Genomic DNA, 24,490 nt, shown 5'->3' with positions numbered 1-24,490 from the left:
AAACCTTTTTACTTTTACATGGTCTACCATTTATAACCCTTAAAAATAATATTCGTATGAAAAAGTTTTTAGCAATCGCTACATTATTGGTAGTTACACTTACTTTTGCAACAGCGCAGGAGCGCCGGGGCGGCGGCAGGAATATGGGCACACCTGAAGAACGTGCCAAAGCGCAGACGGATCGTTTGAACGAATTGGTAAAACTAACGGATGACCAGAAAACCAAGATACAAGCTTTCGAACTGGAACAGGCCAAGAAAATGAGTACTGTGATGCAGGAAAACAGGGAAGATCGCGAGGCGATGCGGACCAAAATGCAGGAAATGGATAAGGAACGGGATAAAAAATACAAGGAAATCCTGACTGCAGACCAGTATAAAAAATATACGGAAGATAAAGCCAAACGTGAAAAAGAAAGGCAGGAACGCCAGGCACAAAGGCAAAGACAGAACTAAAATAATGTAAGGTTTATGAAAAACCGGGCAAAAAGCCCGGTTTTTTTTGCTTATTAAGGCATATGTTGCGGGCAACACGACCGGATAAAGAATTTATAATTCCTTTGCAGTATTGAAAATTTCTTGAAATCCTTCCGACCATTTTTTATGAACCAGCCAATCATGGAAATTTAAATCATGATTGTGTTTCTCGAAAATATGAACCGTAAGATTGGTCTTATTACTTACATTAAATCTCGATTGTAAATCCCGTACGCTTTCTTCCGGAACACTGGCATCATCTTCTCCATGAAAAACATATATAGGAATATTAACCCTTAGAAGCCTTGTCTTATTCGGCTCAAGCCGAAAATGCGCTTTGAACCACTGGGGTGTTACGTTAAAATAATTACTCCGTATCCACATCCAATTATTCTCTGTGATACATTTCATTAAATGATCATGAAACGGTGCTCTCATTTTCTGGATGTCCTGAACATCGATAAGGCCATTTTTAACAACATCTAAGGTATCAAACGGCATATTCCGGAATAAATATGACCTGTAAGCGGAAAGCTGTTCTACGGGATTTTCATATTCTTCACGGCTTATTGCTTTATCCCCGTTTTGATCGAAAACAGCATTGGCCATGTTCATGACCCCATGGCCTTCGTTTTGCCATTTAATAATATCGAACATATTATCATGTGCATAGCCATGTAACAATAAAGCATCAATCCTGACATTTCCCCTCTCTGCTACTATCGGAGCGATAATACTTCCCTCACTTATTCCATATAATACTATTTTACATTTATTAAACCTTTGATCTTCAGTAAGGAAATTTATCATGATTTCAATATCTTCAGCTTCCTGTAACGGGGTGTATTTTACATATTTTCCGGAATCAACTTCAGTAAAAAAAGGAGGATCATTCCCCAATTCGCAACCTCTCCGGTTATAAGTAAAAAAAGCCATACCCTGTTCACAAAATCCGTTAGCAAGCTCATCATAATAGTTGAATGTTTGTCTTTTGGTCAGATAAGTGCTGGGACCTGTTCCCGGAATACAAAAAACAATCGTCCCTGCATGGTTATCCGGCAGGCATAATCTGGCATTAATATATTCCCCGTCCACTAGTTTTATGCATTTCATTTCCGGTATAAATGCTAAAATATTTATACACATCAGGCTTATGAACAAACAAAAACAAAATCTTTTCATCTGTATAAAATTATTTTTAATGGTTAGATGAACCCCGAAGGGCTCAGTGAAACTAAATGTCCAATTTTGTTCATGACGGTGGATATACCGCTATGTTTATGGACATTTCATCATTTCTTTTTATTGATTATTCTTCTAATTGTTGGTGTATTTCTTTCAATCCCATTAATGTCTTATGGTAGTTTTTATTATCGTTATACTTGATAATCAAGATAATTACGAGTATTACGACAAAGGATACGATGGATGCTACTATGTTAAATGAATTTACCAAAAGCTGGGAAATTAAAGAAAAGCTAAATCCCAGAAGAATTGCTCCGCCATAAATGAGAAAATCGTACTTATGTTTAAACCTGATGCTTCTTTCAACCTGATCGATACGATATTCCAACCATTCTTTCACCGGTGAGCCCAGTATATATTGATTCATTTTCCGGGAAGCACGTTCATAAAGGAAATACGATCCCGATAAGATCAATAAGCCGATAAAATACAACATACGCATTTCCCATGTACTATCACCTGCCGTTATTATTATGATGAAGTAAATAATGGAGGCTACGACGACAACACGCAGAATTCCTCCCGGTTGAATGATCTTCATTGATTTTCGGGCTGATTTGACGACAATGTCATTCAGTTCGGATTCAGAATAAGGGTTGATATCTGCGTCAACTCCCGATTTCCAGATATTCTTTATATCATTGTTATTCATATTGTTTAACCTTTAAATTGTTTGTGTAACTGATTTTTTAAACGATGTATTTTTACACCCACATTTGAAATATCGATACCGATAATCCCAGCTATTTCCTCGTAAATGAAATCTTCCATATACAGCAACATGATAGATCTATCGATTTCATTTAGTTGATACAACGCCTGAATGAGCCTTTGGTAGTTTTTACTGTACTCATCATCTTCAGGTTGTTCAACAATATCAAAATCCGGAACGGAATCACAAAATTCCAGTTTACTGTCCTTTCTGATCTTTGAAATGGAAGTGTTGATCGCAACTGAATAGATCCAGGAGGCCGGTTTATCCTTATTCCTTATTGAAGGAAACGACCTCCAGAGTTGATATACTATCTCCTGAAAATTATCCTGCTTATCCACATCAGATCTGAAGTAAATCAAATTTACTTTATGGATGATTCCCTGGTAATCTGACAATATTTTCAAAAATTCCTTTTGAATAAGATCCATTTTCGTTTTTCTATATAGTCGGACTTATGATCGATTTATTACAAAATAAAAGAAAAAAATCAATACGATAAGAATAAAGTCTTAAGACAGAATACTTTTCATTATCTTGTCCGGACAATCAGCACTCAATGATATTTATTGTTCTCTTAAGTCAGGTTGACCGGATTGATTACGTTGATCAAATGTGGCATTGTATCAATTCCAATAAATATTTACACATATATCATATAAGTCACTTAAAAATATTCAATGATCAACTATCAATTATCAATTATATAATCGATGAGTATTACTTATATGTTTTTCTGTAATTTTGCCGGATGTTGTCCCGCAAAATTATCCATATTGATATGGATGCTTTCTATGCGTCTATCGAACAACGTGATTTTCCCGAACTTCAAGGTAAACCGGTGGCAGTCGGCTGGGCTGCATCCCGGGGAGTAGTGGCGGCAGCCAGTTACGAAGCCAGGAAATACGGTGTACGTTCCGCTATGCCTTCTGTAGTAGCATTGCGTAAATGTCCGCACCTTATCTTCCAGCCACATCGTTTTCATGTATATAAGTCGGTATCGGCACAAATAAGGGATATTTTCCGGGAATATACGGATCTGGTCGAGCCGTTATCACTGGATGAAGCCTATCTGGATGTCTCCTCCAACAAGAAAAACATAGCTTCTGCTACACATATTGCATTGGAAATCAAACAACGTATCCGGGAAGCGACACAACTGACCGCTTCGGCAGGAGTTTCCTACAATAAATTCCTGGCAAAGATGGCCTCTGATGTCAATAAGCCCGATGGACTGTTCGTGATAAAGCCACACCAGGCAGTTGGCTTCCTAAAGGCTTTGGATGTAGGAAAGCTTTATGGTATAGGGGAAGTCACAGCCGAAAAACTCAGGAAGATGGGTATACATACGGGCGGAGACCTTCAGGCGCTAACGCTGGATGCGATGATCAAAATATTCGGAAAGAAAGGACTCTTCTTTTATGACATCGTTCGTGGTACTGATCGCCGTGAGGTGGAACCCGAACGCATCAGGAAATCACTGAGCGTGGAAAATACCTTTGAAACGGACCTGACCTCCCGTTTTTCCGTGATTACGGAATTGTACCATCTGGAAAAACGACTTTTCGAACAGATGCAACGGCTACAGCAAACAGCCCGGACTGTGACATTAAAAGTACGGTTCAATGATTTTCAAACCATTACCCGTAGCCGGACATTGAATACCCTGATCGATAATTATCCGCTTTTACAACAAACATCCCGAAGCCTTCTCAATGAGGTCTCACTGGAAGGAAAGGGAATACGCCTGCTGGGGATCGGGCTGTCCAACCTGCATGACCCCAATGAGTCAAGGCAATTGGAATTGGATCTGATCTGGCCGGTAGACCCGAAATACTGATCCGGTTTACCCAAAAAAAAAGCGGACAATACCTGCCCGCTTTTCGCTTATATTTTTCAGCATTTATCTTTGAACGATTTGTACCATATTTCCTTCCGGATCGAAGAAATTACGGATACGGCCACCACCTACGGCTTCAAATTCAGGACCTTCCCAGGGAACATTATGTTTGTCCAGTTCAGCCATGGCTTTATCCATGTCGGCCACCCGAAATGCGAGATGTGACCAGCCGGGAGTACATACTGTACGTTGGGGACGGGCATTTTCATCTTTGGGCATCATCTCGATATAAGTGCCGTCAGCCGCTTTGATAATATATACCGGTTTATCGGTACGTGCCATAATTTCATATCCTAACACATCACAATACCATTTGGTCAGTGTTTCCACATTTTCAGCAGCCAAAGCCGGATGATCGATCCCGAGAATTACATTCTTCATATTGTACAATTTTAATGATTACCAAACATTACACATGACAAAGATAATGATTGTTGCTTCATATCCAAATCAGCCGGCCAATAATTCAACGGTTTCCGGTCCTACGTTGAACAACATATCCAGAATACTTAAATTAGGAATAAAGCCGAACCTGTCTTCAAATACCTGTGTATAAACCGGAGGAATAAAGCCGGGATCCGGTACTTGCCGGTTCACTTTGGGATGTATGCCGTCACGCAGATCGACGATATTTTCCCCGTTTCCCATATATGCTTCACTTTCCTGTACCTTTAACGGTAGACCGATCAATTGGCATACCGTGTGCATGATCCGGGTATTGAAATCGTATAAATACCGATAATGACCGGTAAAAAAGGGTATCAGGTCATCGACATAATATTCGAAAAAGGGCGATCTGCGGTAAGCAGATTCAATGGCTTTAAAATGAAGTTTCTGCCATAAAGTATCATAAGCAATTTCCACCTGTGTAACCGGGATCTTCGGATTTTCCGCTCGGACAACCGGCACGACCAGGTCAAGCGGGCCATTGGCAGTATATATGCGGCAACGATTCCGGTATGACTGCTTATTGTAATGCTCATGTTTTTCTATAATAATATTCCCCGACAGCAATTTTGAATAGTATTGTACCGGAGCAAAGTAAGCGGTGGATAACAGGATGTGTTTCATCAAACAAATATTCGTCAATAAAAAACCAGCTTAAAGCGCATTGCCCAAAGCTGGTCTTTTCCTATAATGGTAAATACTATTTTTTCTTTCCCGGGTTTTCCGCTGTGTATTTGGCATTGATCCCTTCCAGTACAGATGCGGTAACATCCAGTCCCTGATTAGCGAATAAAAGGACTCCTCCGAATGAATTACCCAGGATATATTGATATCCTTTGCTTTTATTGTACTCTTTGAGATAATCCATGATGGCCTGTAATACTTTCCGCTGAAGTACAACCTGCTCCTCTCCCAGCTGCATCCGGTAATTTTCGCTTAGTTGCATCAGGGCTTGTTCATCAGCCGCAAGCTGTTGTTGTATCTCACCAAGTTTGGTACGTGTCTCAAGGCCTTTCTGCGCCTTATTTTGAAAATCTGCAAAATCCTGCTGAAGTTTCTTTTGCTTATTGGTTAGTTCGGCATCCAGCTTTTCACCCTTTGCCTCCAATTCTTTTGCCAGTTCCTGAAAATACAGGTAATTTTGCATCAATGAGTCGATATTGACATATACAATATCCCCACTTGCGATGGCATTCACTTCTCCGCCGGATGTTATTGTTTCGATACCAGAACCAGAAGGCGATCCTTTTTTGGTAAAAACCAGGACAAAAAGTACTATTACTGCAACCAGCAGTACGCCCTCAAGCACTAAAACCAAATTGAGTTTTTTCATGGATATAAAATAAAATTAAGATTCATAAAACGGGACAAAGATATATAACCAATTGAAATATTAAAGGTAAAAAGACTGATATTAATCAAAAAAAGTCTTAAAATATATCTGATTCACCGGTATTTTTTTCGATTAAATAACATACGGTTATCGTAAATCAATAAAAAAAACGTGTAGTTTTGTTCTTTATTATATAAATTCATGTCAAAAGATATTTTATTTTATTATTTTAATCTTCTTTGGCTTGACCCAAAGAAGCAAAAGTCAAGGCTACCGACAGGCCTGACTAAAAATCCTCCATTACGGGCAAAACAAAAAATTACCTGCGGTGAGAACGCTAACGCTAAGTTCGCTATCGCTCAAACAGATTTTGTTTTTATGCCCTGCACTATGGATTTTCTTAACGCCGCCTGTCGAAGGCCGTTCGGCTTACACATGATTACACGATATGGATAAAATTTTATATAAACTATTTTTGTTACATACTTATCAATGTTAAATAACGACTAAAATGACAACAGCCATAAGAAAAAGCCTGCGAGATTCAAAATTTGCCCGTTGGACAATCCTGATATTCGTAGCATTTACCATGTTTTGCGGATATTTCATTTCAGATGTGATGGCTCCGTTGATGGAGCTGTTAAAAGATGAATTCGGCTGGAGTGCCACTGAATACGGCACATTCAACATGGCATACGGATGGCTGAATGTCGCCCTTTTTATGTTGATCATCAGCGGATTAATCCTGGACAAGGTAGGTGTACGTATCACCGGGGTAGGCGCCTGTATTTTGATGATCATCGGTTGCGGATTAAAATATTATGCGGTATCAAATGCTTTTGAAGGACATATCTTCGGTCTCAGGACACAGGTTTTTCTGGCAAGTATCGGCTTCGCCATCTTTGCCCTGGGTATAGAATCTGCCGGGATCACAGTCACCAAGGTAATTGTAAGGTGGTTCAAAGGATATGAAATGGCCCTGGCAATGGGTATCCAGGTAGCTGTAGCGCGTCTGGGCACCGGATTGGCCATGGCGACCACGATTCCCCTGGCCAAACATTTTCAGAGCTTATCGGCTCCTATATTGCTGGGATTGGTCGCGTTATGTATCGGACTGATCGCCTACCTCGTCTTTTGTGTGATGGACCGCAAACTGGATGCTTCGGATGCCGGAATAGAAGAAGAAAAAGAAGAGCCTTTCCGCGTCAGGGACATATTGTCCATTATTTCCAACAGGGGATTCTGGCTGATCGCCCTGCTTTGTGTATTGTTTTATTCCGCAGTATTCCCCTTTCTGAAATACGCTACATCACTGATGATCAACAAATATAATGTAGTTCCTGAATGGGCCGGGAATATTCCGGCGATACTGCCGTTCGGAACCATACTGCTGACCCCCCTCTTTGGCGGCATCTATGATAAAAAGGGAAAAGGAGCCACGATCATGATGATCGGAGCGACCATGCTGATAGGCATCCATTTCCTGTTTTCACTACCGGTACTGAATGTCTGGTGGTTTGCGGCATTCCTGATGATACTGCTGGGTATCGCATTTTCGCTGGTACCATCCGCAATGTGGCCTTCGGTACCCAAAATCATTCCCGAGAACAAAATAGGCACTGCTTACGCCCTGATCTTCTGGGTACAGAATATCGGATTGAGCCTGGTACCTTTTATTATCGGACTGGTGCTGGACAAATTCTGCATCATAGGGGAAAGGATCACAGAAAAAGGAGAAGCAGTAGCGCTTTACGACTACACCCTTCCCATGATCATTTTCACCTGTCTGGGGGTACTGGCCCTTATAGTCTCCGTTATGCTGAAACGTGAAGACAAAAGAAAGGGATACGGCCTGGAATTACCGAATATCAGGAAAGGGTAATTTTCATTTGTAGTTTTGCGAATTTTGATATAAAATATAATATTTGATCACAATTATGTTTGGCAACCATTCACAAAAAGGTTATACGGAGATCGCCAAGGGCATCAGGATAAAAACACTGGTCTATGGAAAAAATATGCTGATGACCGAGTTTCAGATGAATCAGGGCGCGGCTTTACCCGGACATGCACATCCGCATGAACAAACAGGGTATCTGGTTAAAGGCTGTATTAAGCTGTACATCGGAGAACAAAGTCAAATGTTAAAACAGGGCGACAGTTGGAGCATCCCTTCGGATGTAGCTCATAAAGCGGAAATCATTGAAGATTCGGTAGCTATTGAGGTTTTTCAGCCTGTCAGGGAGGATTATCTGAAGTATGTCAATGAAAATGACATCAGGTAAGATGTTTTGATTTGTCTATCTGTCAATAAGATATTTTAAATAACGAATTTATTCCGTTTGCTGGCGGACAATCATCCCCAATAAAAAACCACCAGTAATGCTGATGATCGGGTATTTCGTTTCCTGTATGTTTTCCGGTATTACTTCTGCAGGTATCCATGTATCCCGGCGGCGGCTTTTCTTCCGTCTCCCATGGCCAGGATAACGGTGGCTCCTCCCCTGACAATATCGCCACCTGCAAACAGATCAGGTACAGATGACTGCATGGTATCCTGATCGACCACCAACGTCCCCCAACGGGACACATCGAGTGAGGGCATCGTTTGAGAGATCAAAGGATTAGGGGACACACCGACACTGACGATCACCGTATCCACATCAATCAAAAATTCCGATCCTTCAATAGGTATCGGACGTCTGCGTCCTGAAGCATCGGGCTCGCCAAGGTCCATTTTCTGGACACGCATCTGGGTTACCCGTCCTTTTTTATCGGCCAGATATTCCACGGGATTGTGAAGGCACATGAATTCGACTCCCTCCTGCTGGGCATGATGTATCTCCTCCTTACGGGCAGGCATCTCTTCCATAGAGCGGCGATAGATGATCATTGCCCGTTCGGCACCTAAGCGCTTGGCGGTACGTACACTATCCATGGCTGTATTACCACCACCGATCACGGCTACATGCTTACCACTCAGGACAGGTGTGTCACACTCGGGTTTTGCCGCACCCATGAGGTTCACACGGGTCAGGTATTCATTGGAAGAAAAAATACCGATGTAATTTTCTCCCGGGATATTCATGAAATTAGGAAGTCCGGCCCCGCTTCCGATAAAAAAGGCTTTAAAGCCTTCGGCCCGGAGGTCTTCAAAAGTGCTGGTTTTCCCGACAATAAAATTAGATTCGAACTGTACACCCATTTTACGCAGATTCTCTATCTCCACGTCCACAATGATATTAGGCAGGCGGAATTCAGGAATCCCGTATTTTAGTACCCCGCCAATTTCGTGTAACGCTTCAAATACCGTAACCGCGTATCCCGATTTTGCCAGGTCGCCTGCTGCGGCTAAGCCGGCAGGACCGGAACCTACGACAGCTACTTTTATACCATTGGAAGGCGCTGTTTCAGGCACGGATATATTCCCTGATTCACGTTCGTAATCGGCGGCGAAACGTTCCAGGTTACCGATGGCTACCGGTGTTTTTTTCAGTTTTAAGGTGTAAAAACATTTGGATTCGCACTGTACTTCCTGTGGGCATACCCGGCCGCAGACAGCGGGAAGGGCATTGGTTTCTTTTAATGTTCGCGCAGCCTCAGTAAATTTACGGGCTTCAATATATTTTATAAACTTCGGAATATTGATATTTACCGGACATCCGGTAATACACGTAGGATCCGGACAATCAAGGCAGCGTGTCGCCTCGCCTACAGCCTGTTCCTCGGTAAGACCCAGATTTACTTCCAGCTGGTTAGTGGCACGGACCATCGGATCCTGTTCCGGCATGGATACCCGTTCACGTTTGGTTCTGTCTGCATTCTTTACAGATTTACGTATCTCTTCCCGCCAGGGCTGATTGCGTTCTTCTTTCAAATATTCGGATGTATTCATTTCAATTCAAGCATTCAAAATATTCGGGTGTTATCCCTGATTCAGCAGATAATTCTGATAAGTAGCCATTTCTTCGTCTTTATATGCTTCCATTCGTTGCAGCATCTCATCGAAATCGACCTGATGCGCATCAAATTCCGGACCATCGACACATACAAATTTCGTTTTCCCTCCTACAGAGCAACGGCATGCACCACACATCCCCGTCCCGTCGACCATAATGGTATTGAGGCTGGCCATAGTCGGTATATTATATTTCTGCGTGAGCGCCGCAGCAAATTTCATCATAATGGCCGGTCCGATCACCACAGCCTGATGTACTTTTTCACGTTTGATCACTTCTTCCATTCCGTGGGTCACCAAACCTTTCCTTCCACGGGATCCGTCATCAGTCATGATAATGAGTTCATCAGAGAATTCGCCCATTTCTTTTTCATAGATCAACAGATCGGCAGTACGTGCGGCCAACACTGTGATGACACGATTTCCTGCATGTTTAAATGCCTGTACAATAGGAAATAAAGGAGCTATCCCCACTCCTCCCCCTGCACAGATAACCGTCCCGACTTTTTCCACATGGGTAGCATTGCCCAAAGGTCCCACCACATCATGAATGAAGTCCCCTTCATTTAATTTCGACATTTTTGCCGATGAACATCCTACTTTTTGCACAATTAAGGTGATGGTCCCGGCATCAACATCAGCATCGGCAATGGTGAGCGGGATCCGTTCTCCCCCTTCGTCCAGGCGGACAATAATAAAATGTCCTGCTTTCCTGCTTTTAGCGATACGCGGAGCCTCGATTTCCATCCGAAAAACATTTTCAGATAAAAACTCTTTTTTAATAATTCTATTCATCGTAAAAATTAAAAATCATTGGAACAGGAATGTCATTTCCACAGAAAAATAACATTTTCCCATATTTTAAGCACTCGGTGCTATTTATCATTTCCTTAAGTCACACTAAAAAAGCAATTACATTTATTGGCGTGACATTAATTTATTGGTATTACATAAAAGCGCACAAAGATATAAAAAATATATGTATATCAAGAAATATCGTAAACTGTAGTTGAATCCTGTCATTTCCTTTCGGAATGTTATTTTCAGTCATCCGGACGGCTGACTGAAGTTTTTAACCGTTTATGTTATAATAATTAACCCTTATTTCAGCATTGTTTCAATCCGGATACTGGTTTTCATGAATAGTACCTGTTCACCTGTAATAATAAAGTCTACATCCACATCGGGAAAACCGTCACCTCTCGTTTGTATCAGAGGATAATAAAGACAAAGCCAACAACCGAAACAGTTGTTGGCTTTGTGCGGACGAAGGGACTCGAACCCCCACGCCTTACGGCACCAGATCCTAAGTCTGGCGCGGCTACCAATTACGCCACGTCCGCGTGTTTGGGCGTACAAAGATACGCAAATATTTTGATCAAAAAACTACGGTCATTATTTAGGGTCGTATCCCCATTTCATATACATGGATCCCCAGGTAAAACCTCCACCAAAAGCGGCTAAAATCAGCTTATCACCTTTCTTCAATTGATTTTCCCATTCAAACAGGCAAAGAGGAATGGTGGCAGCAGTGGTATTGCCGTATTTTTCAATATTCACCATTACCTTATCAGGTGTTAATCCCATTCTACGTCCCACAGCATCAATGATGCGCAGATTTGCCTGATGGGGGACCAACCATGCCAGGTCCTCAGGTTTGATCTGATGCCGTTCCATCATTTCGACGGCAGCATCAGCCATCCGGGAAACAGCAAACTTAAATACGGTTTTTCCGTCCTGGTGTACATAATGCATGCGTTTACTGACGGTATCGTGGGTAGCCGGATATTGGGAGCCTCCTCCTTCCAGATGAAGGAAATGACGGCCCGAACCATCTATATGGAAATTATGGTCGATGACACCGATGTCTTCGGTAGTTGGCTCCAGCAACATCGCTGTTGCCGCATCTCCAAATAAAGGACAGGTATTCCGGTCTGTATAATCAACAATGGACGACATTTTATCACCGGCTAATAAAAGGACTTTCTTATACTGACCTGATTCGATGAATTTATTGACGGTTTCCAAAGCGAAGATAAATCCCGAACATGCCGCCAGCAAGTCATATCCCCAGGCATTGTGTATGCCTACTTTATCACAGACAATTGCGGCTGTTGCCGGAAACCACATATCAGGAGTATTGGTGGCAGCAAGGACAAAATCAATCTCATCCGGAGATGTATTGGTTTTTTCCAACAATTTTTTCGCCGCTTCGGCCATCATTTCCGAAGTGCCCAATCCTCCCTTTAAAATCCTTCTCTCTTTTATTCCGACCCGTTGCATGATCCATTCGTCGGAAGTGTCAACCATCGTACTTAGCTCCTGGTTCGTTAACCTGTATTCGGGAAGAAATGCTTCTATCCCTGTGATGGTTGCTCTAATCTTGCTCATCAGTTATAAAATACTTTTTAATTTTTGACGGTAAATCGGCTTCTATCACACCTTGTGACAACAATATCATATTTTTTATAGCCACACTGTTAGATGCTCCATGACCGATAATAACATTTGAATTGATACCCAACACAGGGGTACCTCCATAATCATCAGGATTGAATGATTCAAAAAACTCATCATCAATCCCTCTTAACTTTACAATGTGACTGAAGCCTTCTGCGGCTTTCAGTATCACATTCCCGACAAAGCCGTCACAAACAATCACATCGGCCTTATCCAAAAATATTTCATGTCCTTCTACATTGCCGATAAAATTATAATCTTTCGATTCGGCCATAAGAGGATATGTGGATTTGGTCAATAAATCTCCTTTTTCAGCTTCTGCACCAATATTCAATAAAGCTACTTTGGGATTGGGGATATTATATACAAATTCAGCATATAGTGAACCCAATAACCCATATTGATACAAAATATCGGGTTTGCAGTCGGGGTTGATCCCGACATCCAACAATACACTTACATTTCCATCTGCACGAGGTGTAGCAACGGCAATAGCCGGACGAAGAATGCCCGGTATGGACTTAACAGTATACATGGCTCCGACCATCATAGCTCCGGTACTTCCTGCACTGGCAAAAGCATCAATCTTTTTCGCACTCAATAATTCATATCCTACATAAATACTTGAGCGGGTCTTTTGTGCAAAAGCTTTCGATGGATGATCCCCCATAGTAATAGTATCGGGTGCATCCACTATTTCGAACCGGGCCGGATCAAATTTTTCCCGGCGGCAAATATCAATGATGGCTTTCTCGTCGCCAATCAATACCAAACTGACGTGTTTGTGTAACTGTTCATATGCCGAAATGGCTCCAAGTACGGTTACTTCCGGAGCAAAATCACCTCCCATGACATCTAAACCTATCTTCATAGCGCGAATGTTTTGCTCGTAAGACAAATACGAGTTATTGTTTCATGAGATTTGTTTACTAGGAAATCCATCAATCGGATTTAGGCGACCATATTGTCTTTCTCCACGGCCAATTTTCCCCTGTAATAACCACAAGAAGGACAAACCCTATGATACAACACCGAACTTGAACAGTTAGAGCATTTTACAACCGTAGGCACGATTGCTTTGTCATGCGTCCTTCTTTTATCTCTTCTCTGCTTTGAATGTCTACGTTTTGGATGTGGCATTTCTTTATTATCTTAAATTAATTATCAAAAATATTTTTTAAATCATTCCATCTCGGATCAATATCCGGATTATTTTTTTCTTTAACAAGGTACTTTTCAAGATGACTGATCATATCTTCATTGCACATACTTTTTCCAGAACTATCATCAGGGTGTACCCTTTTTATAGGTAAACCCAAATGTGCATATTCATACAAATATTGTGCAACGTTTAATTTGTCTTCATCAGGCGGCAGGATAATTACATCATGACCATCTCCCGGATCTTCTTCACCGGAAGAAGCATCACCAAACTTTACGTATAATTTGGCTTCTGTTTTGATGTCAAGGGATAGCGGATCCAGACATCGGTCACACGGCACTTCTGCCCAACCTTCCAATAAAAAATCAATCTCTAAAAACTGGTCATGCTTGATCAAAGTAACCTGTACATTTATATCAGCATGATCAATTTCCGACATCTCATACGCAGTAAAAAAGCCTTTATCAATCGTCCATTCAAATAAATGTGTCCCGACAGACAATCCCTTAAATGGGATGATAAATAATTCCTGACTATTCACTTTGCATAAAATTCAAGGTGCAAAAGTACGAATTAAATCCAAAATCAATGCAATATCTCAAAAAAAAATATCATCACACCCGACGTACCATATCCATTTACAGAAGACATATATGGATCACTATTCTCAATAGCCTGAAAGTAACCTTTCATTTTATGAAAAACCCGGTAATTAATCAGGGTGTCGTTTCACCATATTTACAGCATACAGGATACCCCTGTGAGAATTAAGCAAATAGATACTGTTAGTTTTCCATACGTTCAAATAACCCTGTTGCCTGTTTACTAATAGAAGACTTCTAAAATCAATATAGTAAAGGAAACAATCAATCCAATCGTTTTTTCAGCTACAAACAAACACAAAAGAACGATCAATCATAAATATATAAGGTATTACACCTTTTCCTCGACGGAATCCTGTTCCTCCTTTTTAAGTCGTATTACATACTTTCTATACAAACCTCCCATTTTCGTCTACAAAACAGGCTCATCCGTCTCAAATAAAAATTCCTCCTTCCGAAGCCCTGTATCTTCGCAGTAGAAATAGTAGAAATAAACGAAATATATAATCAATTAACCATCATCATGGAAAAGTTAAAAACAGGAACGGATAGTTCCACCATCAACAGGTATAAAAAGCCTGCATTATTTTTCATCCTGTCCACCCTTATTCCCTGGGCATTCTGGTTTGCAGCCGGACAGGTAAGTTGGATAACTCCCTATCAGGACAAATATCTTCAAATAGCGAGCATTCTGGCTTGCATCGGATTGTTTGCTCCTTTGGTTGTAGTTTATTGGATGAGCAACAAGGACAAGGAACTGAGAAGAGATATATCAAAACGGTTCTTCAATTTCAGAGATATAAAACCGGTCTACGCTTTTTTAACATGTCTGATTATGCCTGTCAGCATTATGTTGGCACAGGTAATTTCCCTACCTTTTGGGTATAGTCCCGAACAGTTCATTATCACAGGTAATTTTACTTTTTCATCAGGAATTTTTCCTGTCTGGTTTCTGTTGATACTTGCACCTGTGATTGAAGAATTGGCCTGGCATTCCTATGGAACAGACAGTTTACGAAGCAAATTCAACCTGTTTAATGCATCACTTATATTCGGGGCTATATGGGGAATATGGCACATGCCGCTCTCAACCATTAGGGATTACTATCAAAGTAATTTGGTGAATGACGGATTGATCTACGGACTGAACTTCCTGATAAGTATTATTCCTTTCGTTTTATTAATGAACTGGTTGTACTACAAAACGGGACGTAATATCATCGTCGCCATTGTATTCCATATCACAGCCGGACTTTTCAACGAATTATTCGCTCCGCATCCCGATACTAAAATCATTCAGACGATATTGCTATGCATACTGGCTACAGTTGTAGTCCTGAAAGACAAGAAGTTCTTCTTCGAGAAAGCGATCAACAATTAAACAAAAAAATTCAAAAATCAATAAAAATTCAAAAATCATGAAACGGATTATTTTAGCAGCAATTCTTGCAATTAGTTCAACATTCGTCTTAACTGTAAATGCACAAGCCAACACTTCTTTCGGTGTGAAACTGATCGGAAATCTTACCAATGTGGAAGTATCGAACATACAAAGCAGCAGTTCCTTTAAACCCGGAGCTTCACTCGGTGGTTTTGTGAAAATCGGGTTCGGAGAGCACTTTTCCCTGCAACCGGAACTACTGTTCAGTTACACGGAAAGGAAAATAAATACTGTTGACGAAAAAATAAGATTCAAATATGCTTCGGTAGAAATCCCGGTATATGCGATAGGACAGTTCAACGTTGGCCGGGGTAAACTGTTTGCCGGTGTGGGGCCTAATATCGGTTACGGGCTCAGCATTGACTCAAAGACAGAGAAAGTGCCCGGTTGGGAAGAAGGTGCGAATAAACTGGAATTGAGCCATTGGTATTTGGGTGGAGGTATTATGGTGGGCTACGAGTTACACAATGGATTATCCATTAATGCAGGATACAAGTTAGGATATGATTTAAGCTCCAAAAACAAGAGGTCGGGAGCAGATACACAAACGATAAGTTTGGGTATAGGTTATTGTTTTTAAGCATTCCCTGTGTTCGTTCTTAAGCCTTTGGAGATCATCCAAAGGCTTTTTAATAAGACACTTAAGCAGGTATAAAATCACGAAGCATGTGTGTTTTTTGAAACTAGAATCTCTTTTTCACAATTTCATAGTTCAGCAGGAAGGAAATCAGGAGTTCACAAAATCCCATATTCTTTCTTGTATACAAATCAGGCTATTCTGTCGCAGAAAAGAAGCTGTTCGTATCATAAAATCCAGGAACCTGCTTCTAGAAACTACTTTTGAACCGGAATTGATGATCAATAAAACACTTTTCGATCATGAATACAGCCTGAAAAGCAGGAGCGACTGAACCCGGACGATTGAAGAATCCTATATTCAATATAGTGTATAGGCTTGATTTTAACGTATCTTTGTCAATCTTATTTACGTAGGAAAAATGAATCAGATAAAAGAAAATAGTTTTTTGCCCCTTTTTCTGTTCGGTTCAAAATACCGGATCTGGCGGCACCTGATTTTCATTTTTGTAGGGGCTATTATTACTTTCAATCAGGTATTCATTGCTTATCAGGACAGCCAGTCTGTTTTGGGCAACCACATCTATCTTATTTGCTTTTCATCATTTACACTGTACCTGATTGCCATGTACTTTAATTATTTTTACCTGACACCCAGGTTTCTTCTAAAAAACAAGTACATCACTTATATAATAGTCCTGTGCATCATTGTATTTTTACTGCCAACGCTATCCCTGGCAGGGGAATATTGGGTCCGTAACGCTTTGGATTTGCCGCACCGGATCACGTCGTACAGTAATCCGCTTATTTTGGTCGATAATTTATCGGCTTCAGTGATCACAGCTATTTGTTTTTGCGGGATCTCAATAATTATGTTGTTCCGTAAGTGGTTAACAGGAAACCAGCAGGTAGCCAGATTAGAAGGAGAACATATCCGATCGGAGTTGAATAAACTGAAAGGACAAATCACCCCTGTGTTTTTATCCAAAACACTTCGCAACGCCTCCGCTTCGACAGAATCAGATCCGCAGAAAACCTCCGGTATGTTGATGCAACTGGGACAATTATTAAGATACCAGCTATATGATGCGGGCAGGGAGAAAATTTTACTTAAATCTGAAATAAATTTCCTGACCAAATTTATCGAGTTAGAGCAAAAGAACAATCCCGGCATTAAATATTGTATTCACACCGAAGGAGATATAAACAATACTTTCGTTGCGCCGATGCTCTTTATATCCATTGTTCAATGTATAATTACGGATAACACCCTGTTGGATCTGTCATTCAAACTCGAAAGCCGGACACTCACTTTTACCTGTAAACCGGACAATAAAAAACCTTTGAATGAGGACGTATTTTCTTTGGTGAGACAACGGTTAGAGTTGCAATATCCTGATAAATACACATGGGCATTAAACCCGGAAATGGTGGAACTTAAAATAGATATAACGGAATGATGGGATTAAAAAGACATAAAAACGGTATATCCTCATTCTTTATTGACGATAAATACCATGTTCACCGGCATATTTTATTGCAGGTTGTTATTCTGGCGATCTCTGTCAGCATATTTTTCGATGCACCCGATAAACTGAATATTTCACTCAACCGTTTTTATGGTTGGATCAGCTATTTCCTGTTTCTTAATATGCTGGTATATGTCAACACTTATGTGTTGTTTCCCCGGTTCCTTGCGAAGAACAAAGTATTTGCCTATATAATCTCAGTGGTACTTTTTACAATTTTCGCACTATTCCTCATCGTCATATTACAAGAACTCTTTTATGATATAGCAGTAACCCATCAGCAACCCTCCGGCATAGCCATTTTTCTGAGCATTGCATCCTCTATGTGTACCATATTCCTTTTTCTGGGAGGAATTTCGACACTCCTGTTATTTAAGCAATGGATAATAAGTAACCGGAATATAAACAACCTGCAGATCGCCACATTCCAATCGGAACTAAGCTTTCTCAAAAGTCAGATCAATCCGCATTTCCTGTTTAATATGATCAATAATGCCAATATCATGGTGGATGAAGACCCTAAAATGGCTTCGCATATATTGGATAAGCTGGATGATATGTTACAGTATCAGTTCAATGATAGTATACAGGACAACGTTTCTTTGAAAGCCGATATTACTTTCCTCTCCGATTTTCTTGATTTGGAGAAAGTCCGCCGCGACTATTTTGAATATACGGTTGATATAGAAGGAAGTATTGACGGTGTGGAAGTACCGCCGTTACTCTTTATCCCGTTTGTGGAGAATGCCGTAAAACACAATCTCGATACAAACAGATCGTATGTGCACCTCATATTCCGAATGAAAAATGGTTGTTTATTTTTTGAATGTGAGAATTCAAAGCCGGTGAAACCTGTAAAACGGGATGCAGGCGGATTGGGATTGACAAATATCAAACGCCGTTTGGATTTATTATTTAAGAATAACTATGTGTTGGATGTAGCAGAAACAGAGACAACCTACACAGTAAAATTAGAATTAAATTTATGAAATGCATTATAGTAGACGACGAGCCGATTGCTCGCAAAGGAATAAAGAGATTAGTCGACCAGATCTCTCAACTGGAACTGTTAGATAGTTTCAACAGTGCGGAAACGGCTTCCCAATATATACAAACAACAGATGTCGATTTAATATTTCTGGACATTCAGATGCCTGGGATAAACGGGATAGAGTTTGCACGGAGCATACCGAAACATACACTGATCATTTTTACAACGGCTTATTCGGAGTATGCGCTTGACAGTTACGAGGTCGACGCTATCGACTATCTGGTAAAACCGATTGATGCTGCTAAATTCCGTAAAGCAGTGGATAAGGCTATTACTTACCATTCACTCTTATTGGACGAGGAAAAAAAGAGTGTGGAGAATGTAGAAGGTGAATGTATCTTTGTCAAATCCGACAGGCGTTTTTTCAAAGTAAACCTGAAAGATATCCTTTTTATCGAAGGGCTGAAAGACTATGTAATTATCCAAATGAACGAGCAACGCATCATTACCCGCATGAATGTGAAAAATATACATGACCTGCTCCCTAAGAATACATTCCTGCGAATTAACAGGTCATATATCGTCAATAAAAACCATATCGATTCCTTTGACAACAACGATGTTTTCATCAAAAATCATGAAATCGCTATCGGGAATTTTTATCGGGATACTTTCTTTGAAGAGTTTATGAAGGGTAAATCAGTGTAAGATCAGAAATAGTAATACCGAGGTTTGTTTCATTTCTTTTGCGGTAATCTATATTATTTTTTCACTATATTTGTAGAATATAGGATGCGCCTTGGACAAAATTTCAAGCAAGCTTGATTTTGCCTCTCGACTTTCACTATATTTGTAGAATATAGGATGCGGTTCGGCAATTTTTCGAAACAAACTTTCTACAATTGCTCTCACCTTTCACTATATTTGTATCCATATTTTCATATATCATATACATTATATTACTCATGAAAAAGACATTATTGATTGTTCTATTTGTTTGTTTGCTTGTTCGGGTTCAGGCACAACAGGAAACCCGTTTACTTCGTTTTCCTGCCATTCATGGAAATCAGCTGGTATTTACTTATGCCGGAGACTTGTATACGGCCGGTACTTCCGGAGGGGAAGCCAGAAAATTGACCAATGCACCGGGTTTTGAAATGTTTGCCCGGTTCTCTCCCGACGGATCACAAATTGCTTTTACCGCTAATTATGACGGAAATACGGAAGTATATGTGATGCCGGCGACAGGAGGCGAGCCCAGGCGATTAACGTACACGGCCACCTTGTCACGGGATGATGTCTCAGACCGTATGGGTCCCAACAATATCGTCATGGGATGGACTCCGGATGGAAAAAATGTGATCTATCGTTCGCGCAAGCAATCATTTAATGCTTTTGTAGGCCAGTTATTTTCCGTTCCTTCTGCCGGAGGAATGTCTACCGAACTTCCGTTACCTACAGGAAGTTGGTGTTCTTTTTCTGCAGATGGCAGTAAACTGGCTTTCAACCGTGTATTCCGGGAATTCCGTACCTGGAAATATTATAAGGGTGGAATGGCCGATGATATCTGGATCTATGATTTTGCGACCAAAGAAACCAAAAATATTACAGAGAATGATGCACAGGATATTTTTCCTATGTGGTTTGGCGATGAGGTATTTTTTGTATCAGAAAGAGACCGTACTGCCAATCTTTTTGTATACAATGTCAAAACACAGCAAACCGATAAGGTAACCAATCATACATTATATGATATAAAGTTCCCATCGGCCGGAGACAATCGGATCGTCTATGAAAACGGAGGCGATATTTACTCTTTTGATGTCAAAACCCGCCGCTCAGACAAAATCAACATACGGATCAATGATGACGGATATGCCGGGCGCAATCAACTGAAGGATGTTTCCAGGGAAATACGTTCGGTATCGATCTCTCCTGATGGCAAACGATTAGCCGTAAGTTCTCATGGAGAAATCTTTACGGTTCCTGCCAAATCGGGCATTACCCGTAATTTAACCAACTCTTCCGGAGCCCACGACCGTGAGGTTGAATGGTCGCCGGACGGACAATGGCTGGCATACCTGAGCGACCGGAGCGGAGAATATGAAATTTACATCCAGAAACAGGATGGAAGTGAACCCGCTATTCAGCTGACCCAGGGAGCCGACACCTATAAATTCGGTATTAGCTGGTCGCCGGATAGTAAGAAAATATTATGGAACGACAAAAAAATGCGGTTACAGTATGTGGATATTGCCACTAAAAAAGTAAGCCAGATAGCACAATCTTCCAAATGGGAATATAGTCAGTTTGCCTGGTCGCCTGACAGCCGCTGGGTAGTATATACCGAAACCGCCAACAACAGTTTTGGCCGTATATGGCTATACAATACTGCTGATGGCCGGAAAACAGCTGTAACAGACTTGTGGTACAAATCATCCTCACCGGCTTTTAGCCGCGACGGAAAATATCTGTTTTTTGTATCTAACCGGGATTTTAACCCTATGTACAGCGACGTTGAATGGAATACAGCTTACCAGAAAATGAGCCGTATCTATGCGGTTACATTGTCCAACGATACGCCCAGTCCCTTTGCTCCGGTAAATGACGAAGTGAAAATAAAAAAAGAGGAACAAAAAGCAGACGACAAGAAAAAAGGAAAAAAAGAAGATCCAGCTCCCAAAAAAGAGACTGCTCTTACCAAAATAGATACGGCGGGAATGGTCGACCGGATCTTCACATTGCCTGTTCCGGCTGATCGTTATTGGAACCTGCAATACCTGAATAACAAACTCTATTATAACCGCTCTTCCGGATTTTATGCATATGATCTCGAAAAGCAGAAGGAAACAGAGTTAGGACAAGGCGTTAGTTATCTTATTTCTTCGGAAGGGAATAAAATGCTTGTCCGCAGGGGAAGTGACTGCTGGGTGATCGATGTACCCGGTTCCCGGATCAGCCTGGATGAGAAAGTGGATCTGAGTGGCCTGAAGATCACTGTAGATAAACAGGCGGAATGGAAACAGATCTATGACGAATGTTGGAGGCAGATGCGCGACTTCTTCTATGTAGCAAACATGCATGGTGTTGACTGGAAAGCGATGCACGATAAATATGCGGTATTATTACCATTTGCCAAAACCAAAGATGATGTAAATTACCTGATCGGGGAAATGATCGGGGAATTGAATGTCGGACATGCTTATATCAATGGTGGTGAGCGCATTCAGGCTCCAAAAATTCCCATGGGACTATTGGGAGCTAAAATCAGTAAAGATGGGTCAGGATTTTTCAGGATCGATTCGATCCTTGAAGGAGCCAACTGGAGCAGGTCGCTCCGTTCACCGTTAACGGAAATGGGTGTAAATGCCAAAGCCGGAGAATTTATTGTTGCTGTAAACGGACAATCATTGGCCGATGTTTCAGACATCTACCAATGTTTGGTAGGAATGGCCGACAGACAGGTCGAACTGCAACTGAACAGCCGGCCGGCACTCTCGGGAAGCCGTAAAGTCATTGTCATCCCTGTTGATAATGAGTCGAATCTCTATTACTACAATTGGGTACAAAATAACATCCGCAAGGTGAGCCAGGCAACGAACGGACAGGTCGGATACATACATGTCCCGGATATGGGCGCTGACGGACTGAATGAATTTGTCAAGTATTTCTACCCTCAATTGGATAAAAAAGCCCTGATCATCGATGACCGTGGCAATGGAGGCGGAAATGTTTCTCCCATGATCATTGAACGGCTGTCCCGTGAAGTAACCCGCGCAAATATGGCCAGAAACGTAATGGTTCCCTCGCAAACTCCTGCACAAATGATGATAGGTCCAAAAGTACTGCTGATCAATCAGTATTCGGCATCTGACGGCGATCTTTTCCCCTATGCTTTCAAAAAACATCAGTTGGGAAAAGTGGTAGGAACAAGAAGCTGGGGAGGAGTGGTCGGTATCCGGGGATCTTTACCTTTTGTGGACGGTACCGATCTGAGAAAGCCGGAATATGCTTCCTATTCATCGGATGTGAGCGAGTGGATCATCGAAGGCTATGGTGTTGATCCCGATATCGTTATAGACAATGACCCTGCAAGGGAATATGCCGGTATGGATGAGCAGTTGAATAAGGCCATCGAAGTAATCCTGGAAGAACTGAAGAGCTATACTCCTCTTCCTTCTATTCCTTCACCACCGGATAAAAGTAAATAGACAGACCCGAACGTAATATTATAAGAAATAACAGAAAGGATTGTGTAAGTTTTTATGCAATCCTTTATGATAAAATATGATGGCGTTATATCCCTAAGGAAAATGATTCTTCTAATGCTCTATTTTTCTATCATTCAATATTTTTATATACTTTTGCCGATATTTTCAATATAAAGCAAACAGATGTACGATTTTCTAGAAGGCCGTTTAGTGGAATTAGATCCGATTTCAGCAACGGTACAGGTCGGTGGCATTGGATACCTGGTAAGCATTTCACTGAATACATATACTGCGCTACAACCTTCATTGGGAACGGCAACCATGTGTAAATTATATTTACATCACGTTGTACGAGAAGATGCTCAATTATTTTACGGATTCTTTGAGAAACAGGAACGTTCATTGTTTCGTTTACTGATCACTGTTTCAGGAGTGGGCGCCGGAACTGCACGTATGATCTTATCCTCTCTCTCTCCCGCTGAATTGCAGAAAGCTATTTCGGAAGGAAATGCGAATGTATTGAAAAATGTAAAAGGAATTGGCCTGAAAACGGCACAGAGGATTATTGTTGATCTGAAAGATAAAATCGGAGCAGCCATCATCGCGGAAGATAAATTTTTGATCTCAAACAATACTTCGAAGGAAGAAGCGTTATCTGCTTTAGTTAATTTAGGTTTCACGAAAGCATCCGTTGAAAAAATCCTCGATAAAATTATTGCCGCTAATCCTTCTGTAACAGTTGAAAACCTGATTAAAGAAGCTTTAAAAGTGGGCATATGATGGCTTCGGATTTTGATCATATTTGATTTTCTATCATTGAAGATGCACTGTAAAACAATTGGTTGGCTATAAAAACTTATTATACACATATATTCTGGTTGATCTGCTGCGGGATACTTCTCTGCAACAGCTTTTTATTTGCCCAGACCGGCAGGTCGGAAAACCAGTTGACACCGCTTGAATATCGTTTTCCCCAACCGGATCCCAACCCCTATTTTTATCCTTCCTCAGGAGGCGGATTATTCCTTAAGACCCCGCCAAATGTAAAATATGAAGCAGAATATGATCCTGTTCAGGACCGGTATGTATTCAGGCAAAAGGTGGGAGATTTGAATAATTCGGTACCTTACTCTATGAACCGTTCTGATTTTCTGAACCAGAAAATGACGGAACAGAAAAAATTGAACTGGGAAGGTCATTCCAAAGGTTCTATACATGGGGAATCAACCGGAGGAACCGGATTTATCCCTCAGTTCACTTTTGGAGGAGAGGCTTTTGACCGTATTTTCGGAACGAACGTAATCAGTATTGTACCGCAGGGATCTGCGGAACTGATATTCGGCCTGAACACCACACGGACCGAAAACCCAAATTTAAGTGAAAGTGCCCGGAAAAACACCACGTTTGATTTTGATACCCGTTTGCAGGTAAATGTAACCGGAAGTAT

24 protein-coding genes and 1 tRNA gene are annotated in these 24,490 nt (G+C 41.1%); 12 read left to right on the top strand and 13 right to left on the bottom strand.

The features are described from left to right. Positions 1-56 precede the first annotated feature (56 nt). Positions 57-455: a hypothetical protein gene (locus LBQ60_16990; GenBank protein ID MDR2039617.1), complete on the top strand. Its 399-nt coding sequence runs from the start codon at positions 57-59 to the stop codon at positions 453-455. 93 nt (positions 456-548) lie between these two features. On the opposite strand, the gene LBQ60_16985 is transcribed toward LBQ60_16990, so the two are convergent. The 3 genes from LBQ60_16985 to LBQ60_16975 form a co-directional block, all read right to left on the bottom strand. Continuing rightward, positions 549-1,589 (bottom strand): alpha/beta hydrolase, encoded by a 1,041-nt coding sequence (locus LBQ60_16985; GenBank protein ID MDR2039616.1) that lies wholly within the window; start codon positions 1,587-1,589, stop codon positions 549-551. A 196-nt stretch (positions 1,590-1,785) separates the two neighbouring features. After that, positions 1,786-2,373 (bottom strand): hypothetical protein, encoded by a 588-nt coding sequence (locus tag LBQ60_16980; GenBank protein MDR2039615.1) that lies wholly within the window; start codon positions 2,371-2,373, stop codon positions 1,786-1,788. Between the two features lie 5 nt (positions 2,374-2,378). Continuing rightward, positions 2,379-2,840 (bottom strand): RNA polymerase sigma factor, encoded by a 462-nt coding sequence (locus LBQ60_16975; GenBank protein ID MDR2039614.1) that lies wholly within the window; start codon positions 2,838-2,840, stop codon positions 2,379-2,381. A gap of 344 nt (positions 2,841-3,184) precedes the next feature. Here LBQ60_16975 and dinB point away from each other — a divergent pair, with 344 nt between their 5' ends. Beyond that, positions 3,185-4,273 (top strand): DNA polymerase IV, encoded by a 1,089-nt coding sequence (dinB, locus tag LBQ60_16970; GenBank protein MDR2039613.1) that lies wholly within the window; start codon positions 3,185-3,187, stop codon positions 4,271-4,273. A gap of 63 nt (positions 4,274-4,336) precedes the next feature. On the opposite strand, the gene LBQ60_16965 is transcribed toward dinB, so the two are convergent. The 3 genes from LBQ60_16965 to LBQ60_16955 all read right to left on the bottom strand — a co-directional run bounded on the left by LBQ60_16965 (position 4,337) and on the right by LBQ60_16955 (position 6,113). After that, positions 4,337-4,714 carry a VOC family protein gene (locus LBQ60_16965; protein ID MDR2039612.1) on the bottom strand — a complete coding sequence of 126 codons (378 nt, stop codon included), beginning with the start codon at positions 4,712-4,714 and terminating at the stop codon, positions 4,337-4,339. Positions 4,715-4,783: 69 nt separating this feature from the next. Then, positions 4,784-5,404: a WbqC family protein gene (locus LBQ60_16960; protein ID MDR2039611.1), complete on the bottom strand. Its 621-nt coding sequence runs from the start codon at positions 5,402-5,404 to the stop codon at positions 4,784-4,786. 76 nt (positions 5,405-5,480) lie between these two features. Further along, entirely contained in the window at positions 5,481-6,113 is a 633-nt protein-coding gene (locus LBQ60_16955) for an OmpH family outer membrane protein (GenBank protein ID MDR2039610.1), read from the bottom strand. A gap of 511 nt (positions 6,114-6,624) precedes the next feature. Between LBQ60_16955 and LBQ60_16950 the strand changes: the two genes are divergently transcribed. Continuing rightward, complete coding sequence (locus LBQ60_16950; GenBank protein ID MDR2039609.1) at positions 6,625-7,995, top strand: MFS transporter; 1,371 nt, start codon at positions 6,625-6,627, stop codon at positions 7,993-7,995. A gap of 43 nt (positions 7,996-8,038) precedes the next feature. After that, positions 8,039-8,398, top strand: a complete 360-nt coding sequence (locus LBQ60_16945; GenBank protein ID MDR2039608.1) for a cupin domain-containing protein — start codon at positions 8,039-8,041, stop codon at positions 8,396-8,398. Positions 8,399-8,538: 140 nt separating this feature from the next. Here the strand turns inward: LBQ60_16945 and gltA are convergent, their stop codons facing one another. The 7 genes from gltA to LBQ60_16910 form a co-directional block, all read right to left on the bottom strand. Further along, complete coding sequence (gltA, locus tag LBQ60_16940) at positions 8,539-10,008, bottom strand: NADPH-dependent glutamate synthase (GenBank protein ID MDR2039607.1); 1,470 nt, start codon at positions 10,006-10,008, stop codon at positions 8,539-8,541. A 30-nt stretch (positions 10,009-10,038) separates the two neighbouring features. Next, positions 10,039-10,866 carry a sulfide/dihydroorotate dehydrogenase-like FAD/NAD-binding protein gene (locus tag LBQ60_16935; protein MDR2039606.1) on the bottom strand — a complete coding sequence of 276 codons (828 nt, stop codon included), beginning with the start codon at positions 10,864-10,866 and terminating at the stop codon, positions 10,039-10,041. Positions 10,867-11,332: 466 nt separating this feature from the next. Next, positions 11,333-11,414: transfer RNA gene (locus LBQ60_16930), tRNA-Leu, on the bottom strand. Positions 11,415-11,466: 52 nt separating this feature from the next. Then, positions 11,467-12,462 carry a ketoacyl-ACP synthase III gene (locus LBQ60_16925; protein MDR2039605.1) on the bottom strand — a complete coding sequence of 332 codons (996 nt, stop codon included), beginning with the start codon at positions 12,460-12,462 and terminating at the stop codon, positions 11,467-11,469. Next, entirely contained in the window at positions 12,449-13,402 is a 954-nt protein-coding gene (gene plsX / locus LBQ60_16920; protein MDR2039604.1) for a phosphate acyltransferase PlsX, read from the bottom strand. Before plsX ends, LBQ60_16925 begins: the two co-directional genes overlap by 14 nt. An 80-nt stretch (positions 13,403-13,482) precedes the next feature. Next, a complete protein-coding gene (rpmF, locus tag LBQ60_16915) occupies positions 13,483-13,671 on the bottom strand; it encodes a 50S ribosomal protein L32 (GenBank protein MDR2039603.1) in 189 nt (62 codons plus the stop codon). 17 nt (positions 13,672-13,688) lie between these two features. Then, positions 13,689-14,234 (bottom strand): DUF177 domain-containing protein, encoded by a 546-nt coding sequence (locus LBQ60_16910; GenBank protein ID MDR2039602.1) that lies wholly within the window; start codon positions 14,232-14,234, stop codon positions 13,689-13,691. A gap of 584 nt (positions 14,235-14,818) precedes the next feature. On the opposite strand from LBQ60_16910, the gene LBQ60_16905 reads away from it, so the two are divergent. The 8 genes from LBQ60_16905 to LBQ60_16870 form a co-directional block, all read left to right on the top strand. Then, positions 14,819-15,676 carry a CPBP family intramembrane metalloprotease gene (locus tag LBQ60_16905; GenBank protein ID MDR2039601.1) on the top strand — a complete coding sequence of 286 codons (858 nt, stop codon included), beginning with the start codon at positions 14,819-14,821 and terminating at the stop codon, positions 15,674-15,676. A 37-nt stretch (positions 15,677-15,713) separates the two neighbouring features. Further along, positions 15,714-16,316 (top strand): PorT family protein, encoded by a 603-nt coding sequence (locus LBQ60_16900; protein ID MDR2039600.1) that lies wholly within the window; start codon positions 15,714-15,716, stop codon positions 16,314-16,316. Between the two features lie 418 nt (positions 16,317-16,734). Then, the gene (locus LBQ60_16895) at positions 16,735-17,772 is read left to right on the top strand and encodes a histidine kinase (GenBank protein MDR2039599.1); all 1,038 of its coding nucleotides are present in this window, start codon (positions 16,735-16,737) and stop codon (positions 17,770-17,772) included. Beyond that, positions 17,769-18,830 (top strand): histidine kinase, encoded by a 1,062-nt coding sequence (locus tag LBQ60_16890; protein MDR2039598.1) that lies wholly within the window; start codon positions 17,769-17,771, stop codon positions 18,828-18,830. Before LBQ60_16895 ends, LBQ60_16890 begins: the two co-directional genes overlap by 4 nt. Beyond that, a complete protein-coding gene (locus LBQ60_16885) occupies positions 18,827-19,540 on the top strand; it encodes a LytTR family DNA-binding domain-containing protein (protein ID MDR2039597.1) in 714 nt (237 codons plus the stop codon). The genes LBQ60_16890 and LBQ60_16885 overlap by 4 nt, the downstream gene beginning before the upstream one ends. A 257-nt stretch (positions 19,541-19,797) precedes the next feature. Beyond that, on the top strand, positions 19,798-23,043 hold the full coding sequence (locus LBQ60_16880) for a PDZ domain-containing protein (protein MDR2039596.1): 3,246 nt from the start codon (positions 19,798-19,800) through the stop codon (positions 23,041-23,043). A gap of 183 nt (positions 23,044-23,226) precedes the next feature. Next, the gene (ruvA, locus tag LBQ60_16875; protein MDR2039595.1) at positions 23,227-23,823 is read left to right on the top strand and encodes a Holliday junction branch migration protein RuvA; all 597 of its coding nucleotides are present in this window, start codon (positions 23,227-23,229) and stop codon (positions 23,821-23,823) included. A 62-nt stretch (positions 23,824-23,885) separates the two neighbouring features. After that, positions 23,886-24,490: hypothetical protein (locus LBQ60_16870; GenBank protein ID MDR2039594.1), on the top strand; the 605-nt coding region annotated here is incomplete at its 3' end.

It is taken from the genome of Bacteroidales bacterium (assembly GCA_031275285.1).
GTDB lineage: Bacteria > Bacteroidota > Bacteroidia > Bacteroidales > UBA4181 > JAIRLS01.
This window is presented reverse-complemented; position numbering and strand designations above follow the sequence as displayed.